General features: G+C 63.3%; 15 protein-coding genes. 9 read left to right on the forward strand and 6 right to left on the reverse strand.

Annotated elements, in window-relative coordinates; all coding sequences use genetic code 11:
- Window positions 1-360: 360 nt before the first annotated feature.
- Entirely contained in the window at window positions 361-1,149 is a 789-nt protein-coding gene (locus DPM33_RS28685; RefSeq protein ID WP_112100773.1) for a 3-hydroxybutyrate dehydrogenase, read from the reverse strand.
- 225 nt (window positions 1,150-1,374) lie between these two features.
- On the opposite strand from DPM33_RS28685, the gene DPM33_RS28690 reads away from it, so the two are divergent.
- Together DPM33_RS28690 and DPM33_RS28695 are read left to right on the forward strand one after the other, a co-directional pair.
- Window positions 1,375-2,163, forward strand: coding sequence for an acetoacetate decarboxylase (locus tag DPM33_RS28690; protein ID WP_112100875.1), 789 nt, complete (start codon window positions 1,375-1,377; stop codon window positions 2,161-2,163).
- On the forward strand, window positions 2,156-3,316 hold the full coding sequence (locus DPM33_RS28695; protein WP_112100774.1) for a patatin-like phospholipase family protein: 1,161 nt from the start codon (window positions 2,156-2,158) through the stop codon (window positions 3,314-3,316). Before DPM33_RS28690 ends, DPM33_RS28695 begins: the two co-directional genes overlap by 8 nt.
- 184 nt (window positions 3,317-3,500) lie before the next feature.
- Here DPM33_RS28695 and DPM33_RS28700 read toward each other — a convergent pair whose 3' ends face one another.
- Entirely contained in the window at window positions 3,501-5,111 is a 1,611-nt protein-coding gene (locus tag DPM33_RS28700; protein WP_112100775.1) for an inorganic phosphate transporter, read from the reverse strand.
- A gap of 111 nt (window positions 5,112-5,222) precedes the next feature.
- The gene (locus DPM33_RS28705; protein WP_112100776.1) at window positions 5,223-5,756 is read right to left on the reverse strand and encodes a TetR/AcrR family transcriptional regulator; all 534 of its coding nucleotides are present in this window, start codon (window positions 5,754-5,756) and stop codon (window positions 5,223-5,225) included.
- Between the two features lie 145 nt (window positions 5,757-5,901).
- Here DPM33_RS28705 and DPM33_RS28710 point away from each other — a divergent pair, with 145 nt between their 5' ends.
- Both DPM33_RS28710 and DPM33_RS28715 read left to right on the forward strand, forming a co-directional pair.
- On the forward strand, window positions 5,902-7,221 hold the full coding sequence (locus DPM33_RS28710) for an efflux RND transporter periplasmic adaptor subunit (RefSeq protein ID WP_245442443.1): 1,320 nt from the start codon (window positions 5,902-5,904) through the stop codon (window positions 7,219-7,221).
- On the forward strand, window positions 7,218-10,301 hold the full coding sequence (locus tag DPM33_RS28715; RefSeq protein WP_112100777.1) for an efflux RND transporter permease subunit: 3,084 nt from the start codon (window positions 7,218-7,220) through the stop codon (window positions 10,299-10,301). The genes DPM33_RS28710 and DPM33_RS28715 overlap by 4 nt, the downstream gene beginning before the upstream one ends.
- A gap of 141 nt (window positions 10,302-10,442) precedes the next feature.
- On the opposite strand, the gene DPM33_RS28720 is transcribed toward DPM33_RS28715, so the two are convergent.
- Window positions 10,443-10,898: a L,D-transpeptidase gene (locus DPM33_RS28720; RefSeq protein ID WP_112100778.1), complete on the reverse strand. Its 456-nt coding sequence runs from the start codon at window positions 10,896-10,898 to the stop codon at window positions 10,443-10,445.
- Window positions 10,899-11,249: 351 nt separating this feature from the next.
- On the opposite strand from DPM33_RS28720, the gene DPM33_RS28725 reads away from it, so the two are divergent.
- Window positions 11,250-11,582 carry a hypothetical protein gene (locus tag DPM33_RS28725; protein WP_112100779.1) on the forward strand — a complete coding sequence of 111 codons (333 nt, stop codon included), beginning with the start codon at window positions 11,250-11,252 and terminating at the stop codon, window positions 11,580-11,582.
- Window positions 11,583-11,618: 36 nt separating this feature from the next.
- A complete protein-coding gene (locus DPM33_RS36420; protein WP_167449258.1) occupies window positions 11,619-11,783 on the forward strand; it encodes a hypothetical protein in 165 nt (54 codons plus the stop codon).
- A 70-nt stretch (window positions 11,784-11,853) separates the two neighbouring features.
- Here the strand turns inward: DPM33_RS36420 and DPM33_RS28730 are convergent, their stop codons facing one another.
- A complete protein-coding gene (locus DPM33_RS28730) occupies window positions 11,854-12,555 on the reverse strand; it encodes a response regulator transcription factor (RefSeq protein WP_112100780.1) in 702 nt (233 codons plus the stop codon).
- A gap of 94 nt (window positions 12,556-12,649) precedes the next feature.
- On the opposite strand from DPM33_RS28730, the gene DPM33_RS28735 reads away from it, so the two are divergent.
- Both DPM33_RS28735 and DPM33_RS28740 read left to right on the forward strand, forming a co-directional pair.
- The gene (locus tag DPM33_RS28735) at window positions 12,650-13,378 is read left to right on the forward strand and encodes a response regulator (RefSeq protein ID WP_167449259.1); all 729 of its coding nucleotides are present in this window, start codon (window positions 12,650-12,652) and stop codon (window positions 13,376-13,378) included.
- Window positions 13,379-13,511: 133 nt separating this feature from the next.
- Window positions 13,512-15,614 carry a sensor histidine kinase gene (locus tag DPM33_RS28740; RefSeq protein ID WP_167449260.1) on the forward strand — a complete coding sequence of 701 codons (2,103 nt, stop codon included), beginning with the start codon at window positions 13,512-13,514 and terminating at the stop codon, window positions 15,612-15,614.
- A 286-nt stretch (window positions 15,615-15,900) separates the two neighbouring features.
- On the opposite strand, the gene DPM33_RS28745 is transcribed toward DPM33_RS28740, so the two are convergent.
- On the reverse strand, window positions 15,901-16,311 hold the full coding sequence (locus DPM33_RS28745; RefSeq protein ID WP_112100781.1) for a hypothetical protein: 411 nt from the start codon (window positions 16,309-16,311) through the stop codon (window positions 15,901-15,903).
- Between the two features lie 466 nt (window positions 16,312-16,777).
- On the opposite strand from DPM33_RS28745, the gene DPM33_RS28750 reads away from it, so the two are divergent.
- Complete coding sequence (locus DPM33_RS28750) at window positions 16,778-17,980, forward strand: aromatic ring-hydroxylating oxygenase subunit alpha (protein WP_112100782.1); 1,203 nt, start codon at window positions 16,778-16,780, stop codon at window positions 17,978-17,980.
- Window positions 17,981-18,217: the final 237 nt, after the last annotated feature.

Below are 18,217 nucleotides of genomic sequence, written 5' to 3' on the forward strand. Positions count from 1 at the left end.
CAAGAAGAGCGTGTCGTTGCCCGCGACAATACCGTCGCCTTCGCGCGGCTCAGATTGCAACTGCCGCAAAGCCCGATCCGACACCACTTCGTCAAAGCCACCGTCAAGGTCAGGCAATACACTGACGGAACACTCGCAATCTTCCACGGACCGCGCCGCATTGCCACATACACCTCAGATGGCGCACCAATCCTGGACGGATGCTCAATCGGCAGAGCTGCGTGAACCGCTTCGACGCAAAACTGAAGCGGACAAATGACGTGCTACCAAACCGGACAACTTGATTAGCTACCGACAGAATCCAATTGTCGAGCAAGGCGGGCCCCCGCCCCGCCTCGCCCCACGAAATGCCGTCGGGCCTTACTGCGCCGTCCAGCCGCCATCCATAGGCAAGGTCGTGCCGGTGATCTGCTTGGCCGCGTCGGTGCACAAAAACAGCGTAAAGGCCGCGAGTTCCTCGACGGTGACGAATTCCTTGGTCGGCTGCGCCGCGAGCAGCACATCGTGCTTGACCTGCTCCTCGGTCATGCCACGCGCCTTCATCGTGTCGGGGATCTGCTTCTCGACCAGTGGGGTCCAGACATAGCCGGGCGCGATCGCATTCACGGTGATGCCGTTTTGCGCCACTTCCAGCGCCACGGTCTTGGTCAGGCCGGCAATGCCATGCTTGGCCGAGACATAGGCCGACTTGAATGGCGAGGCGACCAGCGCGTGCGCGGAAGCCGTGTTGATGATGCGACCCCACTTACGCTGCTTCATGCCGGGCACCACCGCCTTGATCGCATAGAAGGCGGCCAGAAGGTTGATGCGGATGATGGCCTCCCACTTGTCGTCGGGAAAATCCTCGATCGGCGCGACATGCTGGATACCCGCGTTGTTGACCAGGATATCGAGGCTGCCGAACGCTGCCTCGGCGTCATGGATCATGGCGGTGACGGCGGCGCCGTCCATCATGTTGGCGTCCGAGTAACGGCACTTGACGCCGAAATCCTTCTCGATGCCGGCCCGCTCCTGCTCGATCGCCGCGGCATCGCCCAGGCCGTTGATGGTGACGTTGGCGCCCTCGGCGGCAAAGGCGCGGGCGATTGCAAGGCCGATGCCGCTGGTCGAGCCGGTGACGAGCGCATTCTTCGAAGACAGGGAACCCATGGGAGATCTCGCGACAGGAGGGAAGTGAGCATAAGGGCACATAGTTTGTGCGCCGCAGCACGACAATGCCATGACCATATGTCGTAGGGATTACAATGTTGTGATGCTGTCAGGCGCCCGCAGAGCTGGCGCTCGATGGGGATGACATGGCACTGTCATGGTGCCGTGCAACATATCCTGCCGCGCGTTCCGCGCATGTCGTTCCTGAACCGATGGGTGAATAGCTTGGAAATCGACGATGTCGTGAAGCGCGCCTATGCGATGCCGCTCACCAATCCGTCCTTCCCGCCCGGCCCCTACCGTTTCTTCGACCGCGAATACATCATCATCACCTACCGCACGACGCGCGAAGCTCTCGAGGCCGTCGTGCCGGCGCCGCTCGAGATCGACGAACCGCTGGTCAAGTATGAGTTCATCCGCATGCCGGACTCGACCGGCTTCGGCGATTACACCGAGACCGGCCAGGTCATCCCGGTGCGCTACAAGGGCCAGCATGGCGGCTATGTCCATTCCATGTATCTCGACGACGACGCCCCGATCGCCGGCGGCCGCGAGCTGTGGGGTTTCCCGAAGAAGCTCGCCAGCCCCAAGATCGTGCATGAAGGCGAAGTGGTGGTCGGCACGCTGCACTATGGCAGCGTTCTGTGCGCCACCGGCACAATGGGCTACAAGCATCGCGAAGCCGATCACGACCAGGTGCTCGCCTCGCTCGCAGCGCCCAATTTCCTGATCAAGATCATCCCGCATGTCGACGGCTCACCGCGCATTTGCGAGCTGGTCCGCTATTACCTGACCGACGTCGCGCTGAAGGAAGCCTGGACGGCGCCCGCCGCGCTCGACCTTCGCCCGCATGTCATGGCCGATGTCGCGAAGCTGCCGGTGTTGGACATCGTCTCGGCCGTTCATTTCACCGCCGACCTGACGCTGGGTCTCGGCGAAGTCGTCCATGATTACCTCGCCGACCGCGGCCAATCCGCTGCCGGCGCGAGCGAGCTGGAGAAAGTCAGTGCTTGAGCGCACCCGCAACAAGACCGCCGCCGCCACCATCCAGGAGATCACCGCGCAATATGACCGCGTCGCGCTGGTCTTCCAGGGCGGCGGCGCGCTCGGTGCCTATCAGGCCGGCGTCTACCAGGCGCTTGCCGATGCCGGCTGCGAACCGACCTGGCTTTCCGGCGTCTCGATCGGAGCCATCAACGCCTCGATCATCGCCGGCAACGAGCCGAGCCGCCGCCTGCAGCGACTGGAACAGTTCTGGCAAACGATCTCGGGCCGCAAGATCTGGGCCCATACACCCGAAGGCGACATCTATCGCGATATCCGCAACCAGACTTCGTCATGGATGACCATGGCCATGGGCCAGCCCGGCTTCTTCAAGCCGCGCAGTCCCAACCCCTGGTTCCAGCTCTCGGGTGCGGAAGGCGCCACCAGCTTCTACGACACCGCCGAGCTCAAGGACACGCTGGAGAGCCTGATCGACTTCGACGTGCTGAACGACGGCAAGAAGCGGCTGAGCGTCGGCGCGGTCAATGTCAGGACCGGCAATTTCGTCTATTTCGACACCGACAAGGTGCGCATCGGGCCGGAGCACATCATGGCGAGCGGCGCGCTGCCGCCAGCCTTCCCCTCGATCCGCATCGAGGGCGAGTATTACTGGGATGGCGGCATCGTCTCCAACACGCCTCTGCAATATCTGCTCGACCAGGAAGAGGACCGCTCCTCGCTCGTCTTCCAGGTCGATCTGTTCAGCGCGCGGGGCGTGCTGCCGCGCGGCATGGCCGATGTCCTGTCGCGCCACAAGGACATCATGTATTCGAGCCGCACGCGCCAGAATACCGACAATTTCGAGCGCATCCATGCGTTGAAGATGAAGCTGCTCGATGCGCTGAAGCGCGTGCCGCCGGAACAGCTCAAGGACGGCGAGAAGGAGCTGATCGCCGACTATTCCAACGCCGGCGTGGTCAACATCGTCCACCTGATCTACCAGCACAAAGGCTATGAGGGCCACGCCAAGGACTATGAGTTCTCGGGCACCTCCATGCGCGAGCATTGGGAGATGGGCCTGGAGGACACCGAGCGCACGCTGCGCCACAAGAAGTGGCTGATGCTGCCCACCAATGTCGAGGGTGTCGCCATCCACGACCTGCACCGCGAAGACCCGACCTGACGCCTGAATAGCTGCCGCGATGGCGATCGCCGCCGCCCAAACGGGCGGCGGTTTCTTTTTTGCATCAGCAGGCTTTTCGGCGGGAGCCTGTCGCCATCGACTGAATTCGGAAAACGAAAGACGGCGCCGCGAACGGCGCCGTCTCTTCAGTCGGTCAGTTTTGAGCCGATGCGGCCCGATGGGCTCAGAAGACCTGGCGGAAGATCACGAACAGCACGAAGGCCAGCGCGATCGAGCAGGGCAGCGTCAGCACCCAGGCCAAGAGAAGGTTTCGCACGGTCGACCATTGCAGGCCGGAACCATTGGCCGCCATCGTGCCGGCGACGCCGGACGACAGCACATGCGTGGTCGACACCGGCAGGCCGAGACGGTCGGCCATGCCGATGGTGACCATGGCGACCAGCTCGGCGGCGGCGCCCTGGCCGTAGGTCAGGTGGCTCTTGCCGATCTTCTCGCCGACCGTGACGACGATGCGCTTCCAGCCGACCATGGTGCCCAGGCCGAGCGCCAGCGCCACCGCCACCTTCACCCAGAGCGGGATGAACTTCGTCGCGTTGTCGACCGCCTTATGATAGTCGGTGACAGCGTTGAGGTCGGCGGGCTGCATCGGCAGCAGCTTCTTCTTGTCGATCAGCTTCAACGCTTCACCGATCAGATAGATGTCGTTGCGCGCGTTGCTGACCAGATCGGTCGGAACATTGTCGACCGAGGCGTAGGGCTGCAGCTCGGCGGTCGTGTTGTGAATGTAGGTCTGCAGCGCGACCGTCGTCTGGTCGTTCCACGACTTGCTGCGCACGGCTTCCTGAACCGCCGCCTTTGCGGCATTGGCATCCGCGACGGTGACGCCGGGCTTGACGTACTTGCCCAGAGCCTGCTCGACGGCGACCGAGGCCGCCTTGTAGGCGTCGAGATAGTTGATGTCCGGCGTGCGGTTGAGCGCATAGGCGGTCGGCACCACGCCGATCAGGATCAGCATGATCAGGCCCATGCCCTTCTGGCCATCATTGGAACCATGCGCGAAGCTGACGCCGGTGCAGGTGAAGATGAGCAGCGCGCGGATCCACCATGGCGGCGGCGTGTTGCCCTTCGGCGCTTCGTAGAGCGCCGGATTGCGCACCAAGAGCTTCATCGCATAGAGCAGCACGGCCGCGGCAAAGAAGCCGACGATCGGCGAGACCAGCAAGGTGGTGCCGACATTGGTCGCCTGGCCCCAGTCGACGCCGCTGGTGGCGCTTCCTGCCGGGGCCATGAACTGGTTGGCGAGGCCGACGCCGATGATCGAACCGACCATGGTGTGCGAGCTCGAAGCCGGCAGGCCGAGGAACCACGTGCCCAGGTTCCACAGGATGGCGGCGACCAGAAGGGCGAACACCATCGCGAAGCCCGATGACGAGCCGACCTGCAGGATGAGCTCGACCGGCAGCAGCGACAGGATGCCGAACGCCACCGCGCCGCTCGAGGTCAAGACGCCGAGGAAGTTGAAGACACCCGACCACATGACGGCGAATTCAGCCGGCAGCGACCGCGTGTAGATGACTGTGGCGACCGCGTTGGCGGTATCGTGGAAGCCGTTGACGAACTCGAAGCCCAGCGCAATCAGAAGGGCGATGCCGAGCAGGATCCAGGGCACCGTCTTGGCGATCGCCAGATCCTGGCTGAGCGCATAGCCGACATAGATGACGCCGACGAGCACCAGCACGCCGAAAGCCGGCAGGAACCATTTGGCGCCGCCTGATTGTTCTAGGGGATGATCCGGTCTCGGGATCCCCGCCTCACTGGAAACTACGTCCACCATTGTCCCACTCCATTTGCATTGCAGCAAAGAACCGGGAAGGACGCTATGTCTCCAGGATGAAGCTGGTGTGACGCTGTTAACCGTTTGGTCACGACCAAATCGTCTGGTGACCTATCCGGCTATCTTCAGGAGCGTGGCGACGAGCAACTGGCGCTCGCTCTCGGACAGCACGTCTGAATCGAAGAGATTCATGCTGCGCATCCCCTCGATGGCGAGAAAGCAGACCAGCAGCGAGCCGAGGTCGTCCGTTTCCTCCTTCAGCCGTTCGAACAGCTGTCGTTTGAACGCCTTTATCGGCGTCAGGAAATCGGGGTCCTCCGCGATCGCCGAGAACATCCATGAAGCCGAGGGTTTGGGCTGCTCGCAATCGTCGGCCGACAGCTTGATGTAGGCCGAAAGCACGCTTTCATGGCCGGCCTCGGCGGCGCGTGCTTCCAGCGCCTTCTGGAAGTCGCTGAGATAGTTCTCGACAAGCCCCTGCATCAGCTTGGCCTTGGTCGGAAAATTGTAGAGCAGCCCGCCTTTCGACACGCCGGCGCGGCTGGCGACCGCCTCGAGCGACAGGCTTCCCGGGCCTGCCTCGCGCGCCACGGCGGCAGCGGCGGCAAGTATCTTTTCGCGCGAGTTTGCCCTGCGTGCTCTCATCCCGGCTCCCCTACATTAGCCTAGGCGGAATTGACAAGACCGTCCAGCCGGTACAGTAAGGCGCGCCATTTGAAATTGGGACCTGTCGTCGATATGTGTCCCGGCATCGATTGTTTTGCCGGTTGCCGGCTCGAGGGGACTGTCCGTGAAGCGCTTTTTCATCATCGCCGGATTCTTGCTTTTGCTCGCCCTGGTGTGCGTCGGCATCGTGGGCTTCAACTTCATGCGCGATGCCGGCATCAAGCAATTCTTTGCCACCATGAAGCCGCCGGCCGCGACGGTCTCGACCGTTACGGTCAAGCCGGCCGAATGGACCCCCGGCGTCGAGGCGATCGGCACCGTCAATGCGGTGCGCGGCGTCGACCTCACCGTCGAGACCAGCGGCATCGTCAAGGAGATCCTCTTCCACGCCAACCAGAAGGTCGCCGCCGACGCGGTGCTCCTGCAATTGGACGACGCGGTCGAGAAAGCCGATCTGGTAGCGCAGAAGGCGCAGGCCGCTTCCGATCAGGCGGCGCTGACCCGCGCCATCGAATTGCAGCGGCGGGGCGTCGGCACCGACGCGACGCTCGACGCCGCGCGTGCCGCGGCGGACGCCTCGGCCGCGCAGGTGAACAAGATGCAGGCCGTGCTCGATCAGAAGCAATTGTCCGCGCCCTTCGGCGGCACGGTCGGCATTCCGAAGATCGACGTCGGCCAGTATCTGACCCCCGGCAACTCGGTGGTGACGATCCAGGATTTGGACACGATGCGGGTCGACTTCACGGTTCCCGAACAGCAGCTGCCGCTGCTCAAGATCGGCCAGACCGTCAAGCTGGGCAGCAATCTGACCGACATGTCCTTTGCCGGTTCCATTCGCGGCATCGACCCCAAGATCGATCCGGCAAGCCGGCTGGTTTCGATACGCGGCGAGGTCGCCAATCCGGAAGGCAAGCTGACCCCAGGCCAGTTCGTGCAGATCCGTGTCGAGCTGCCGCAGGAAAACAACGTCATCTCCGTGCCGCAGACGGCGGTGACGACGAGCCTCTATGGCGATTTTGTTTTCGTCGTCGAGCCGGCAAAGCCTGCCGAGGGTGCCGCTGCCGCGCCGGCAAAGCCGGACGAGCAGAAGGCCGGCGCCGACAAGGCGGCCGGCGAGGCGGCCAAGCCGCAAGCTGACGCCTCCAAGCCAGCCGACAGCGCGGCAAAGCCCGCTGACAATGCGATGAAGCCCGCTGAAGACGCCAAGCCAACCGCGGACGGCGCCAAACCGGCCAACGCAGCGCAACAGCCCGCGCGCACCATCTCGCAAGTGTTCGTGAAGCTCGGCCGCCGCAACAACGGCATGGTCGAGATCGCCGAGGGCCTGAAGGATGGCGACCAGGTCGTCACCGCCGGCCAGAACCGGCTCTTCAACGGCATGTCGGTTGCCGTCGACAACACCATCGACCCCAGCAAATCGGCGAATAAGCAGGTCCAGCAATGAGCTTCTCCGACCTCTTCATCCGTCGGCCTGTCCTATCGACGGTGCTCGCCTGCATGATCCTGCTTCTGGGATTCCAGGGCATCTTCAACCTGTCGATCCGCCAGTATCCCAAGGTTGACGAGACCGCGATCACCATCACCACGGCCTATCCGGGCGCCAGCGCCGATCTCATCCAGGGCTTCATATCGGCCCCGATCGCGCGCGCCGTCGCCTCCACCGAAAACATCGACTACGTGACCTCGTCGAGCCGCCCGTCGTCGAGCACGGTGACGGTGCAGATGAAGCTCGGGTCCAATCCGGACGTCGCGCTCACCGAGGTGCTGTCCAAGGTCCAGGGCGTGCGCGGGACCTTGCCGGATGCCTCCAAGGACCCGGTGATCGTCAAGGGCACCGGCCAGCAGTTCGCGATGATGTATATCTCGATGCAGAATCCGAACATGACGAAGGAGCAGCTCACCGAATATATCGAGCGCGTCATTCGTCCGCGCATTTCGACCGTGGAAGGCGTCGCCGACGTTCAGGTCTTCGGCGCCCAGGAATATTCGATGCGCGTCTGGATCGACCCGATCCGGCTCGCCGCTCGAGGTGCCACGGCCGTGGACGTGCTGACCGCGATCAACAACTCGAACTTCCTGTCGGCGCCCGGCAACACCCAGAACGAGTATGTGGTCTCCTCGATCGCCGTGCATTCGACGTTGCAGACGCCTGAGGCCTTCGCTCAGCTTCCGATCCGCTCGACGGATGGCCAGGTGGTGCGCTTGCGCGATGTCGCGCGCGTCGAGCTCGGCGCCGAGAGTACCGACACCAGGGTAAGCTTCAACGGCAAGCCGGGAACCTTCCTTGCCATCTTCCCGACACCGGCGGCCAACCCGCTGACGACGGCGGCGGCGCTCACCAAGCTCGTGCCGCAGATCCAGGAAACGCTTCCGAAAGGCATGACGATCGAGGTCGTCTATGACGCGACCGGGCAGATCAGCGCCTCGATCGAGGAAGTGTTCAAGACCATCGGCGAGGCGGTCGCCATCGTCATCGTGGTCATCCTTCTGTTCCTCGGTTCGTTTCGCTCGGTCATGATGCCGATCGTGACGATCCCGCTGTCGCTGATCGGCGTGTGCTTCATCCTGTTTGCGGTCGGCTACTCGATCAATCTTCTGTCGCTGCTTGCCATGGTGCTGGCGATCGGCCTCGTCGTCGACGACGCCATCGTGGTGGTGGAAAACATCCACCGCCACATGGAAGAAGACCACATGTCGCCGATGCAGGCGGCCTTCAACGGCATGCGCGAGATCTTCTCGGCCATCGTCGCCATGACCATCACACTGGCCGCGGTGTTCGCGCCGCTTGCCTTCACCGGCGGCCTGACGGGCGCGCTGTTCCGCGAATTCGCGGTCACGCTTGCCGGTTCCGTGGTGCTGTCCGGCCTGATCGCGGTGACCATCACGCCGATGATGTCGGCGCGCCTCCTGAAGGCCGGCGCGCATGGCCGCTTCCAGCGCATCGTCGATGGCATCTTCAGCCGCGTCGAGCATGTCTACGAGCGTGCGGTCACCGCTTCGCTGAGAAACCGGCCGGTGACGCTGATCATCGTCGTGGCGCTCGTCGCGCTCACCGGCTTCATGTTCACCAAGACCTCGACCGAGCTGGCGCCGGAAGAAGATCAGGGCTTCCTGCTCTCGATCGTAACCGCGCCGCGCTACGCGACATCGGACTACACGGAGACCTATGTCAACCAGATGCTCAGCCTGGTGAGGGATATCCCGGAGACCAGGGCGCAGTTCTCGGCCGTCGCCTTCGGCGGCGCGACCAACGGCGCCTTCGTCGGTTTCGCCTTCAAGGACTGGGCGGAGCGCAAGCGCAGCTCGAAAGAGCTCCAGGCCGACATCCAGGGCCGCCTCGCCAAGGTGGCGGGCGTCGAGGCCTTTGTCTTCGCACCGCCGACGCTGCCCGGTTCCGGCGGCGGCTTGCCGATTTCCATGGTCGTGCGCTCCACGGGCAACCCCGCGGAGGTCTTCGAGCAGGCGGAAAAGATCAAGAAAAAGGCGCAGGCTTCGGGCCGCTTCATCGTCGTACAGAACTCGATGGCTTACGATGCGCCGCAGGTGACCGTCACCATCGACCGCGAGCGCGCCGCGGCGTTGAACCTGCCGATTGCCGATATCGGCAATACTTTGACGCTGCTCGTCGGCGGCGCCGAGGTGGCGCAGTTCGACCGTGATTCCAACAGCTACGACATCATCCCGCAGGTACCGCAGGAGTTCCGCGACAATCCCGAGAAGCTCGGCGAGTATTTCGTTCGCAGCGTCGACGGCAAGATGGTGCCGCTGTCGGCGGTGGTGAAGATTTCGACCAACGCCTCGCCGGCTGCCATCGAGCAGTTCAACCAGCTGAACTCCTCGACGATCTCGGCCCTGCCTCTGCCGGGTGTCACCACCGGCGACGGCTTGCAGGTGCTGGAGAACCTTGCCAAGGAGACCCTGCCCGACACCTTCTTCGTCGACTATTCCGGCCAGTCGCGGCAGGAGAAGGAGCAAGGCAACACCATCCTGATCGCCTTCGCCGCGGCCGTGGTCGTGATCTATCTGGTGCTGGCGGCCCAGTTCGAGAGCTTCCGCGACCCGCTGATCATCATGATGGCGGTGCCGCTGTCGATCTTCGGCGCGATCGTGCCGCTCAACATCGGCCTGGGAACGCTCAACATCTACACCCAGGTCGGCCTGATCACGCTGATCGGCCTCATCACCAAGCACGGCATTCTGCTGGTCGAGTTCGCCAATCAGCAGCGCGAGATGCACGGCATGCGCCGGCGCGACGCCATCATTGCCTCGGCCAAGGTGCGCCTGCGGCCGATCCTGATGACGACGGCGGCCATGGCGCTCGGCGTCGTGCCGCTGATCGTCTCCAGCGGCGCGGGCGCCGCCGCGCGCTACTCGATGGGCCTGGTCATCTTCACCGGCATCCTGGTCGGCACCATGTTCACGCTCTTCGTCGTGCCGATGTTCTACACCTTCATCGCCAGCAAGGATCTGCCGCACCTTGCCGAGAAGCCCGATCCGACGCTGATGCCGGCGCTGCCGAGCTGACCGGCATCGAGAGCTGAAAAACAAAAGAGGCCGGAATTTCCGGCCTCTTTTCTTGGCGGCTGCCTCACGGCTTCGGCTTACATCACGGAAGGCGGCAACCTGCCTGCTACTTGATCCAGTTCGTTACCTTAACCCAGCCCGTTACTTGACGATGACGATGCTGGTGTTGCCGGGGCCGAAGGCCTCGACCAGCTGGTAGAAATCGGCCGCCGCATCGGGATGGAGCCGCACGCAGCCATGCGAGGCCGGATGGCCGAGGCGGTTGACGGCGTAGGTGGCGTGCACCGCGTAACCGCCACTGAAGAACACCGAATGCGGCATCGGCGCGTTGTCGTATTTCTTCGAATACCACATCTCATGCATGCGTGTCGGCTTGAACGAACCGGTCGGCGTGATGTGCGCCCTGTCGCCAGTCGACACCTTCCAGGTGAAGGTCGGCCGGCCATCGACCCTGACCTCCATGACCTGCTGCGACAGCGAAACCGTGGCGACGATCTGATTGGCGTGGGCGGCATTGCCTGCCCCGAATAGCAGCGCCGCACCGGTAAGCGCGGCGGCGGTGACATGGATGAGCTTGGCGGAAATGGCGGTGTGCATGACGATCCCTCTCTGTTTTTTGCCGTTGTGTCCGGCTTCAATTTCGATGGGGCACTTATCGGGCGCGTCCGTTTCAGACCTATTTCGCTTGATACTCGTTTCTGTTTCGAATTCGTTTCCAAAAGTTAACAGCAAGCCTCGCGGCGCGGTGCTGCGGATTCTTTCCAGGCAGGGCGGTCAGCTGTCGCACAATGAGCCAAGGCCGAAAACGAAAGTTCATTTCGTGCCTATATGAAAGACACGTAGCCATTTTCGAAACCAATCTGCAACAAAGCGCGGCCACGGCGGCATGATGTTGATACAGGCCGACGTCAGATTTGACGCAACGGGAACAGACATCAGCAAACGAAAATGGGCAGGAAATCGAACCTCCGCTCCTGGTTTCTCAGGATCAGTGTCGCGGCGATCGTGATCGGCGGCGCCGGCTCAGTGGCCGGCAACCCGGCGACGACGCTGGCGGCGATGACGTCCGGCGAGGTTTCGACGCTGCACATGGCTCTGTTCATCGCCACGGTCTGGATTGTTTCCAGCCTGCGTGTCCACCGGCTGAAGGCCCTCTGGCGGGTCGGCCTTCGGTTGATGAGGACACGCGGCCCCTCCGGCTACTTGCTGCCGAGAGGACCGAAGGCCCGCGCCGCAGCGGGGGGCTCCGTCAGCGGCGCGGGCGCTTCGGGAGTTTCCTGAAGCACCGACGATTTTCGAGATAGGGGATTGATCGAGATGAATACGAGATTTGCTGCCTCCGTGCTTTCCGCGCTGCTTTACGCGCAGGGCCTGCTGGGCTTTGCCGCGCTGGCCACGGTGCTGCTCAAGGAGCGCGCCCAGACCGAGATAACCGCCAGCGCCGACATTCCAACTGGACACTCGGTCATCGTGGTGCGCTGAGCGCCAGCGTCGGACCCAAGTTTGCATCGCTTTGGGGGATCCGATGCTCAACGGCCCTTTTCTCTCTAACTCATTCGGTGCGCGGCGCCGGCGGATCGAAACGGTAGCCGGCGCCCCTGATGGTGGTGATGGTCTCGGTGTCGAGCTTGCGGCGCAGCCGCACGATGCGAGAATCGATCGAACGGTCGAAAGCGTCGGCATTCTCGGCGGGTGCCGCGGCAATGATGTCGTCGCGCGTCAGCACCTTGCGCGGGCTGGCCAGAAACAGCTTGAGCAACGCCACCTGCCCGGGAGAAAGCTGATCCTCCGTTCCGGAGCGATGCATGACCATGGCCGACCGCAGGTCGACGGTGGCGTTCTCCAGCACGATCAGTTCCCCGGCCGCCCTGCCGCGTCTGGTCAGCAAGCCGCCGATACGCGCGGCAAGCTCACGCACGTTGAGCGGGCTTTCGATCACATCGGCGGCACCGAGCTCGAGCGCCAGCACTTTGTCGACGAGGTCGCGCGGCCGGCAGATCAGGATGAAGTCGGGACCGCCCTCGCCGCCCCCGCCCTGGCCGCTATAGCGCCTGAGCAGTTCACGGCCCTCGGCCTGGGTGACGTCGTCGCCGACAACCACGACATCGATGCCACCGGCCGAAAGCAGCGTCTCCGCCTCCCAGGGCTGGCGCGCCTGGCGCACGTCGTGCCCGCGTCGGTCGAGATGGTCGGCGAGATCGCCCGCCACCACTTCGGCGACCGATACAAGCGCAATGACGGATCGTGCGGCCATTTTCTCCACTCCCGCCACAGACAACTCGAGATGAGTGCTGGACATCATGTTTATACCCAATCTACTTTCCACTGAAAGCGGGAGCGAGCGCGTTGTGAAGGCACGCATAATTGTCGTCGAGGACGAACCGGATCTGAGGGAGGCCGTGGCCGAGTATCTTGGCGCGAGCGGCTATGACGTCGTCACCGCCGAGAGTGCCGCAGCGGCACGCACGCTGTTCGAGGCGCAGTCCTTCCACATTGCCATCCTCGACATCGCCATGCCCGGCGAGGATGGGCTGTCGCTCGGCCGCTGGCTGCGCTCGAAGACACAGATCGGCATCATCTATGCCACCGCCGCCGGTACCGCGCTCGACCGCATCGTCGGGCTGGAACTCGGCGCCGACGATTACATCGTCAAGCCGTACGAATTGCGCGAAGTGCTGGCGCGGGTGCGCAGCGTGCTGCGCCGAGTGCCGCAGCCGGCTGAGCCGCAACCGGCGAAGGCCGAAACCGTCAACCGCCGCTTCATGAATTTCGGCGGCTTCCAGGCCGATTTCGACGGCCGCCTGGTCACCGGCGCCAATGGTGCGGTCATCGAGATGGCCAAGAGCGAGTTCGACGTGCTCGAGGTTTTCCTCACCCGCGTCAACCGGCTCCTGACGCGGGCGACCATTTCCGAAGCCATCGGCTTCGTGGAAGATCCGGAATCGTCGCGCGCGGTCGACATCCGCATCATGCGATTGCGCAAGAAGATCGAGGCCGACCCCGCCAATCCAAAATTCCTGCGCACGGTGCGCGGCGAAGGCTATATCTTCTCGCTGCCGAGCGGCGACAGCAATTGAACTCGCCCAATGCATGTTGCCCAAAAATGCGCAGCGGTTTTGGGAAACGACATGCATCAAAAACACTGGCTTAAGCTCATCGCTCTATCCATTGACGCGACGTGGTTGAGCGGGCTCCGAGAGACGGCCGACCATGACTGCTGATGCAGCACGCACCGATATGCACGGCTCGCGTCCGGGCGGTGCCGCGATGGCGGCCGTCCATGTCGTGCGCCGCCTGCGCGAGGCGGGCGACTGGCAGCGCGAGATGGATGGCATACTGGAAACGATGTGCCGAAAAATGGAATGCCAGCGCGGCATCCTTTTCCGGCTGCGCGAATTGCCGGGCGAGGGCTTCGCGCAGTCCGTCGCCGCTTACTGGATCGACCCGGATTTCGGTGGCGAACTGGCATCGCCCACGGTGATCATGCAGTCGATCATCAACTCGGACACGCTGCTGGAGCGGCTGCAGGAGGACGAGCGGCAAGGCAAGATCTTCTCCGGCCACACGCGCGACCTCGACGGTTTCCTGCGGACCGATTTCCAGAAGCAGAACATCAAGTCGTTCCTGTCGGTCTCGGTGTTTGCGCATGGTCACCTTTGGGGCACGCTTGCCGTCAACGACTGCGTCGCCGAGCGCGCATGGACGGACGAGGAAGAAGCGACGCTGCACATCATCGCCCTGGCCATCGGCGACGCCATCGAGCGCTCGCCATCCGAGGCGCATGCCAGCGAAGTGATCCGCCGCACCATGCTGCAGGCCTCGCTCGACGCCATCATCGTCATCGACGAGGCGGGCTCGATCATCGAGTTCAACCCGGCGGCCGAGAAGATGTTCGGCTATCCGCGCAGCGCCATCCTCGGCAAGGACCTGCTCAACACCATCGTTCCGATCTACTACCGCAAAGGCTACGCCTCGGGCGCCGAATACATGGCCGGCCGCGGCGCGCCGATGGTCGGCCAGCGGCTGGAGACCGTCACGCAGAACGCCGCCGGCGAAATCTTCCCGATCGAATTGACCGCGACGGAGATGCGCGTCGCCGACCGCCGGCTGATCTTCGGCTCGATCCGCGACCTGCGCGAAAAGCTGCATGCCGAGGAAGAGATCAACCGCCAGCGCGAGAAGCTGCACCAGAACGAGAAGATGGCGGCGATGGGTTCGCTGCTCGCCGGTGTCTCGCATGAGCTCAACAACCCGCTGGCGGTGGTGGTGGCGCAGTCGACGCTGCTGCATGAATTCGCCGGCGACCCGCAGACCAAGGTGCGCGCCGAGAAGGTGCGCGCCGCGGCCGAGCGCTGCGGCCGCATCGTCAAGAGCTTCCTGTCGATGGTGCGGCTGCACCCGACCGAGCAGGCCGAGACCGATCTCAACCAGGTGATGCGCTCGGCGCTCGAGGTCACCGCCTATGGCGCGCGCTCCAGCGGCATCATCATCGACACCGATTTCGCCACCGGGCCGCTGCTCGCCATGGCTGACGCCGACCACATCACGCAGGTGGCGGCGAATTTCCTCATCAACAGCCAGCACGCGCTTGTCGGCATCACCGGCGAGCGGACCATCAAGGTGCGGACGTTCCGCAACGAGCGCGGCAATCCGGGCTTCTCCGTCGAGGACAACGGCCCCGGCATTCCCGAGGCGATCCGTTCACGCATCTTCGAATCCTATTTCACCACCAAGCCAGTTGGGGTCGGCACCGGCATCGGCCTGTCGATCTCGAAATCGATCGTCGAGCGCCACAATGGCAATATCTGGTTCGAGGAGGTTGAGCCGCACGGTGCGCGCTTCGTCGTGCAACTGCCGGCTATTGCCGGCGGCGCCGCAAGCGCGGGTGAAGGGCCGGCGCGCTCGAGCGGGTTGCGCCATGCATTGATCATCGACGACGAGCCCGACGTCGCGGGTTCGCTTTCGGATATACTGGAGCTGATGGGGCTGAAGTCGCGTGTGGTGGCAAGCTGGACGTCCGCCGCCGATGTGCTCACCGGACATATGCCGCCGGACATCGTCTTTTCCGACCTGCGTATGCCGGGCATCAGCGGCATTGCGATCTACCGTGAGCTGCTCTCGCAGCAGCCCGCTCTGGCCAAGCGCTTCGTGCTGGTGACCGGCGACCTCATCGGCGCCAAGGCGGAGATCGAGGCGCTGCCACCGCAACAGCGGCCGCAGATCCTGGAGAAGCCGTTCTCGACCCTCGACGTCCGCGGCGTCCTCTCGACCGTCGCCGACGAGGCCGCCGCCGACAACGGCGCTCACATCTGAGCGGACTGACGCGGAGCCAACAGGGATTCGTAAGGAGGCGCGGCGAACCTTGTTCTGGCGTCGCTGTAGGGTCTGTCGAGATTCAGGTCAGGCCGAGCCGAGAAGGGTGGATTCCGAGAACCGGAGCGGAGCGTACTTTCAGTACGTGAGCACCGGAAGCGCAGGAAGCTACCCTTCGCAGGCCGGCCTCACCTGAATACCGACAGAGCCGAAAAAAAAGAGGCTCCCGACCGACTTCGCGGCGGGAGCCTGACTGGAGCGCAGGAGGGTGCGCTCAGGGGAGGACTTAAAAAACGTTCGGCGTGTTGGTGAGCGGCGCGGCGTTGGCGATCATGCGTATCGCGCGCTCCCGGTGCTGGCCGGACTGCTCGGCGATGGCGCGCAAGCAATCGACGCTCTCGGCGCCCCAATTCTGGCCCTTGCAGGCAAAGTCGATCGAGCGTTCCGGCAGGCGGGCGGTCCTGAGCGTGGTCTGCGCGCCCTCGACGACATTGGCCGGCGGATTGATCGAGGCGAAAGCAGGTCCGGAGGCGGGAGCAACCAGCATGCCGGCGAAGGCACAGGCGCCGATCAGCATGAACATCGCCATTGGATGGTCGCTGGCGCGCTGGCGCAATGCAAGCTTCGGCCGGCGATCATTGCGCTCCGGGCCATGCAGGCGACGGTTGGCATCGGCAATGCGGACTTTCGCGAACATCGGATTGTTCCCTTCATTATCTTTCTTTTTGGCTATGAAACGAACTTAATCGCGCCAGGTAACAGCCGAATGATTGCGACAAGTGCCTGTGTAACAAGATTGAAACAGGCGTAGGGCGTTGGCCTCTCGCCCTGCCGCAACCATTCGATGGCTGTCGAAGCTGGTCGCGGGGACATATGCGCCTGTTACACGAAGCGAACTGTAAGCCGCGTCACACAAGCACACACTGAATCGAGGGCTACCGCCCGCCTGAGAGACATCGAAACAGGCCTTCTCCGAAGTGGCGATCCGCGCACGGAATCACTGTTTCGCTTCCTCGATTAAGGCCCGGATTTTCCGGGATTTTTCCGGCTTAGGCAAGCCTGAGCTCGTCGTCACGAAATTTCCATTTTCTCACAAACCATTGCATTTCAAAGAAAAATATGTTTATATTGAATGAGTATTCAACAAAAAGAAGAGCATTCCCATGAACCCGCACCTCCGTGACGTGGCGATCCCCAACGATTGGGACCGGCGGGGTTTGCCGGGGTGGAGTTATCACTCCAACGCGCTTCTCGAGCTCGAGAAGGAATATGTCTTTCGCAATCACTGGCAGATCGCAGGCCATGTCTCCGACGTGCCGAATCCAGGCGACTATCTGACCATGGACGTCATCGGCGAGCGCGCGCTGATCGTGCGCGGCAAGGACGGCGTCGTGCGCGCCTTCAACAACATGTGCCGCCACCGCGGCAGCCGCGTCGTCGCCGACAGTCAAGGCAGTTGCAAGAACGCGCTGGTCTGCCCGTTCCATGGCTGGGTTTATAATCTCGACGGCACGCTACGCGGCGCCGCGCGCCCCCGCTCTTTCCCCGAGCTCGACAAGACCGAGTTCGGCCTGATGCCGCTCGACCTCGAAATCTGGATGGGCTTCATCTTCATCCGCTTCCGCAAGGGCGGTCCGCAGCCCTCCGTCGCCGAGCTGCTGAAGCCGATCGAAGCCGAGATGGCGCATTACAATGTCGCCGACATGGTGCCGTCCTGGGGTATCTGGACGCAGAAATCGCCGGTCAACTGGAAGTCGGTGCGCGACGTCGACAATGAAGGCTACCACGTCGCCATGGCGCATCCGGCGCTGCAGGACCTCTATGGCGCGACCTATTTCGACGAGCCCTTCATCAACGGCGTGTCGCGGTCCTTCGCCACCTACAATCCGCATGCCGGACGGCGCTGGAGCGTGCGCGAGTATATCAAGCTGGCGCCCGCCGCGACGCATCTGCCGGAGCATCTGCGCAAGGCCTGGATCTATTACGGCATCTTCCCCAACAACGCGCTGTCGATCATGCCGGAATCCGTGCAGTTCTATCAGGAGTTCCCGTTGTCCACCGGCGAGACGCTGCTGCGCGGCGCGGTCTACCGCTACAAGGACGAGACGCGCGAACAAGCTGCGGCGCGCTACCTCGCCTACCGCATCGACCGCGACACCATGAACGAGGACGTCCAGCTTTCGGTCTGGTCGAACGAATCCATGCTGTCGGAAGCCTTCGAGGGTTTTTATCTCTCCGACCTCGAATATGGCGTGCGCACCCACCACGACCACCTGCGCGGGCAGGTCCCGGTGCTCAATCTGGAGACGGCGCCGGAGGAAAAGGACATGTGGGGGCTGAACGACGCGCTGAGGTCGAGGGGTTAGCCTCCTTCCTTCTCCCCGTTCCACGGGGAGAAGGTGCCCGAAGGGCGGATGAGGGGCGGCGCCAGCGCTTCGCGATTGGCTCGCCGTCAACCTCGGAGGGCTATCGTCAGACTGAAATCTTGCAAACCGGCGCTGCGCCGACCAGCGAGTTTGTCACCACAGACGGATGAGTTCCCTCAAGCACGGCCGATCGCCAATGTCAGCGCCGCCCCTCATCCGCCCGTTGGGCACCTTCTC

Source organism: Mesorhizobium hawassense (assembly GCF_003289945.1).
GTDB lineage: Bacteria > Pseudomonadota > Alphaproteobacteria > Rhizobiales > Rhizobiaceae > Mesorhizobium > Mesorhizobium hawassense.

What these genes read in the sequence shown, in the direction of transcription:
- DPM33_RS28715 (WP_112100777.1), top strand. Translation starts at nt 7,218, where the DNA reads ATGAGCTTCTCCGACCTCTTCATCCGTCGGCCTGTCCTATCGACGGTG.
- DPM33_RS28745 (WP_112100781.1), bottom strand. Translation starts at nt 16,311, where the DNA reads ATGTTCGCGAAAGTCCGCATTGCCGATGCCAACCGTCGCCTGCATGGC.
- DPM33_RS28705 (WP_112100776.1), bottom strand. Translation starts at nt 5,756, where the DNA reads ATGAGAGCACGCAGGGCAAACTCGCGCGAAAAGATACTTGCCGCCGCT.
- DPM33_RS36420 (WP_167449258.1), top strand. Translation starts at nt 11,619, where the DNA reads ATGAATACGAGATTTGCTGCCTCCGTGCTTTCCGCGCTGCTTTACGCG.
- DPM33_RS28750 (WP_112100782.1), top strand. Translation starts at nt 16,778, where the DNA reads ATGAACCCGCACCTCCGTGACGTGGCGATCCCCAACGATTGGGACCGG.
- DPM33_RS28740 (WP_167449260.1), top strand. Translation starts at nt 13,512, where the DNA reads ATGACTGCTGATGCAGCACGCACCGATATGCACGGCTCGCGTCCGGGC.
- DPM33_RS28700 (WP_112100775.1), bottom strand. Translation starts at nt 5,111, where the DNA reads ATGGTGGACGTAGTTTCCAGTGAGGCGGGGATCCCGAGACCGGATCAT.
- DPM33_RS28725 (WP_112100779.1), top strand. Translation starts at nt 11,250, where the DNA reads ATGGGCAGGAAATCGAACCTCCGCTCCTGGTTTCTCAGGATCAGTGTC.
- DPM33_RS28720 (WP_112100778.1), bottom strand. Translation starts at nt 10,898, where the DNA reads ATGCACACCGCCATTTCCGCCAAGCTCATCCATGTCACCGCCGCCGCG.
- DPM33_RS28685 (WP_112100773.1), bottom strand. Translation starts at nt 1,149, where the DNA reads ATGGGTTCCCTGTCTTCGAAGAATGCGCTCGTCACCGGCTCGACCAGC.
- DPM33_RS28730 (WP_112100780.1), bottom strand. Translation starts at nt 12,555, where the DNA reads ATGGCCGCACGATCCGTCATTGCGCTTGTATCGGTCGCCGAAGTGGTG.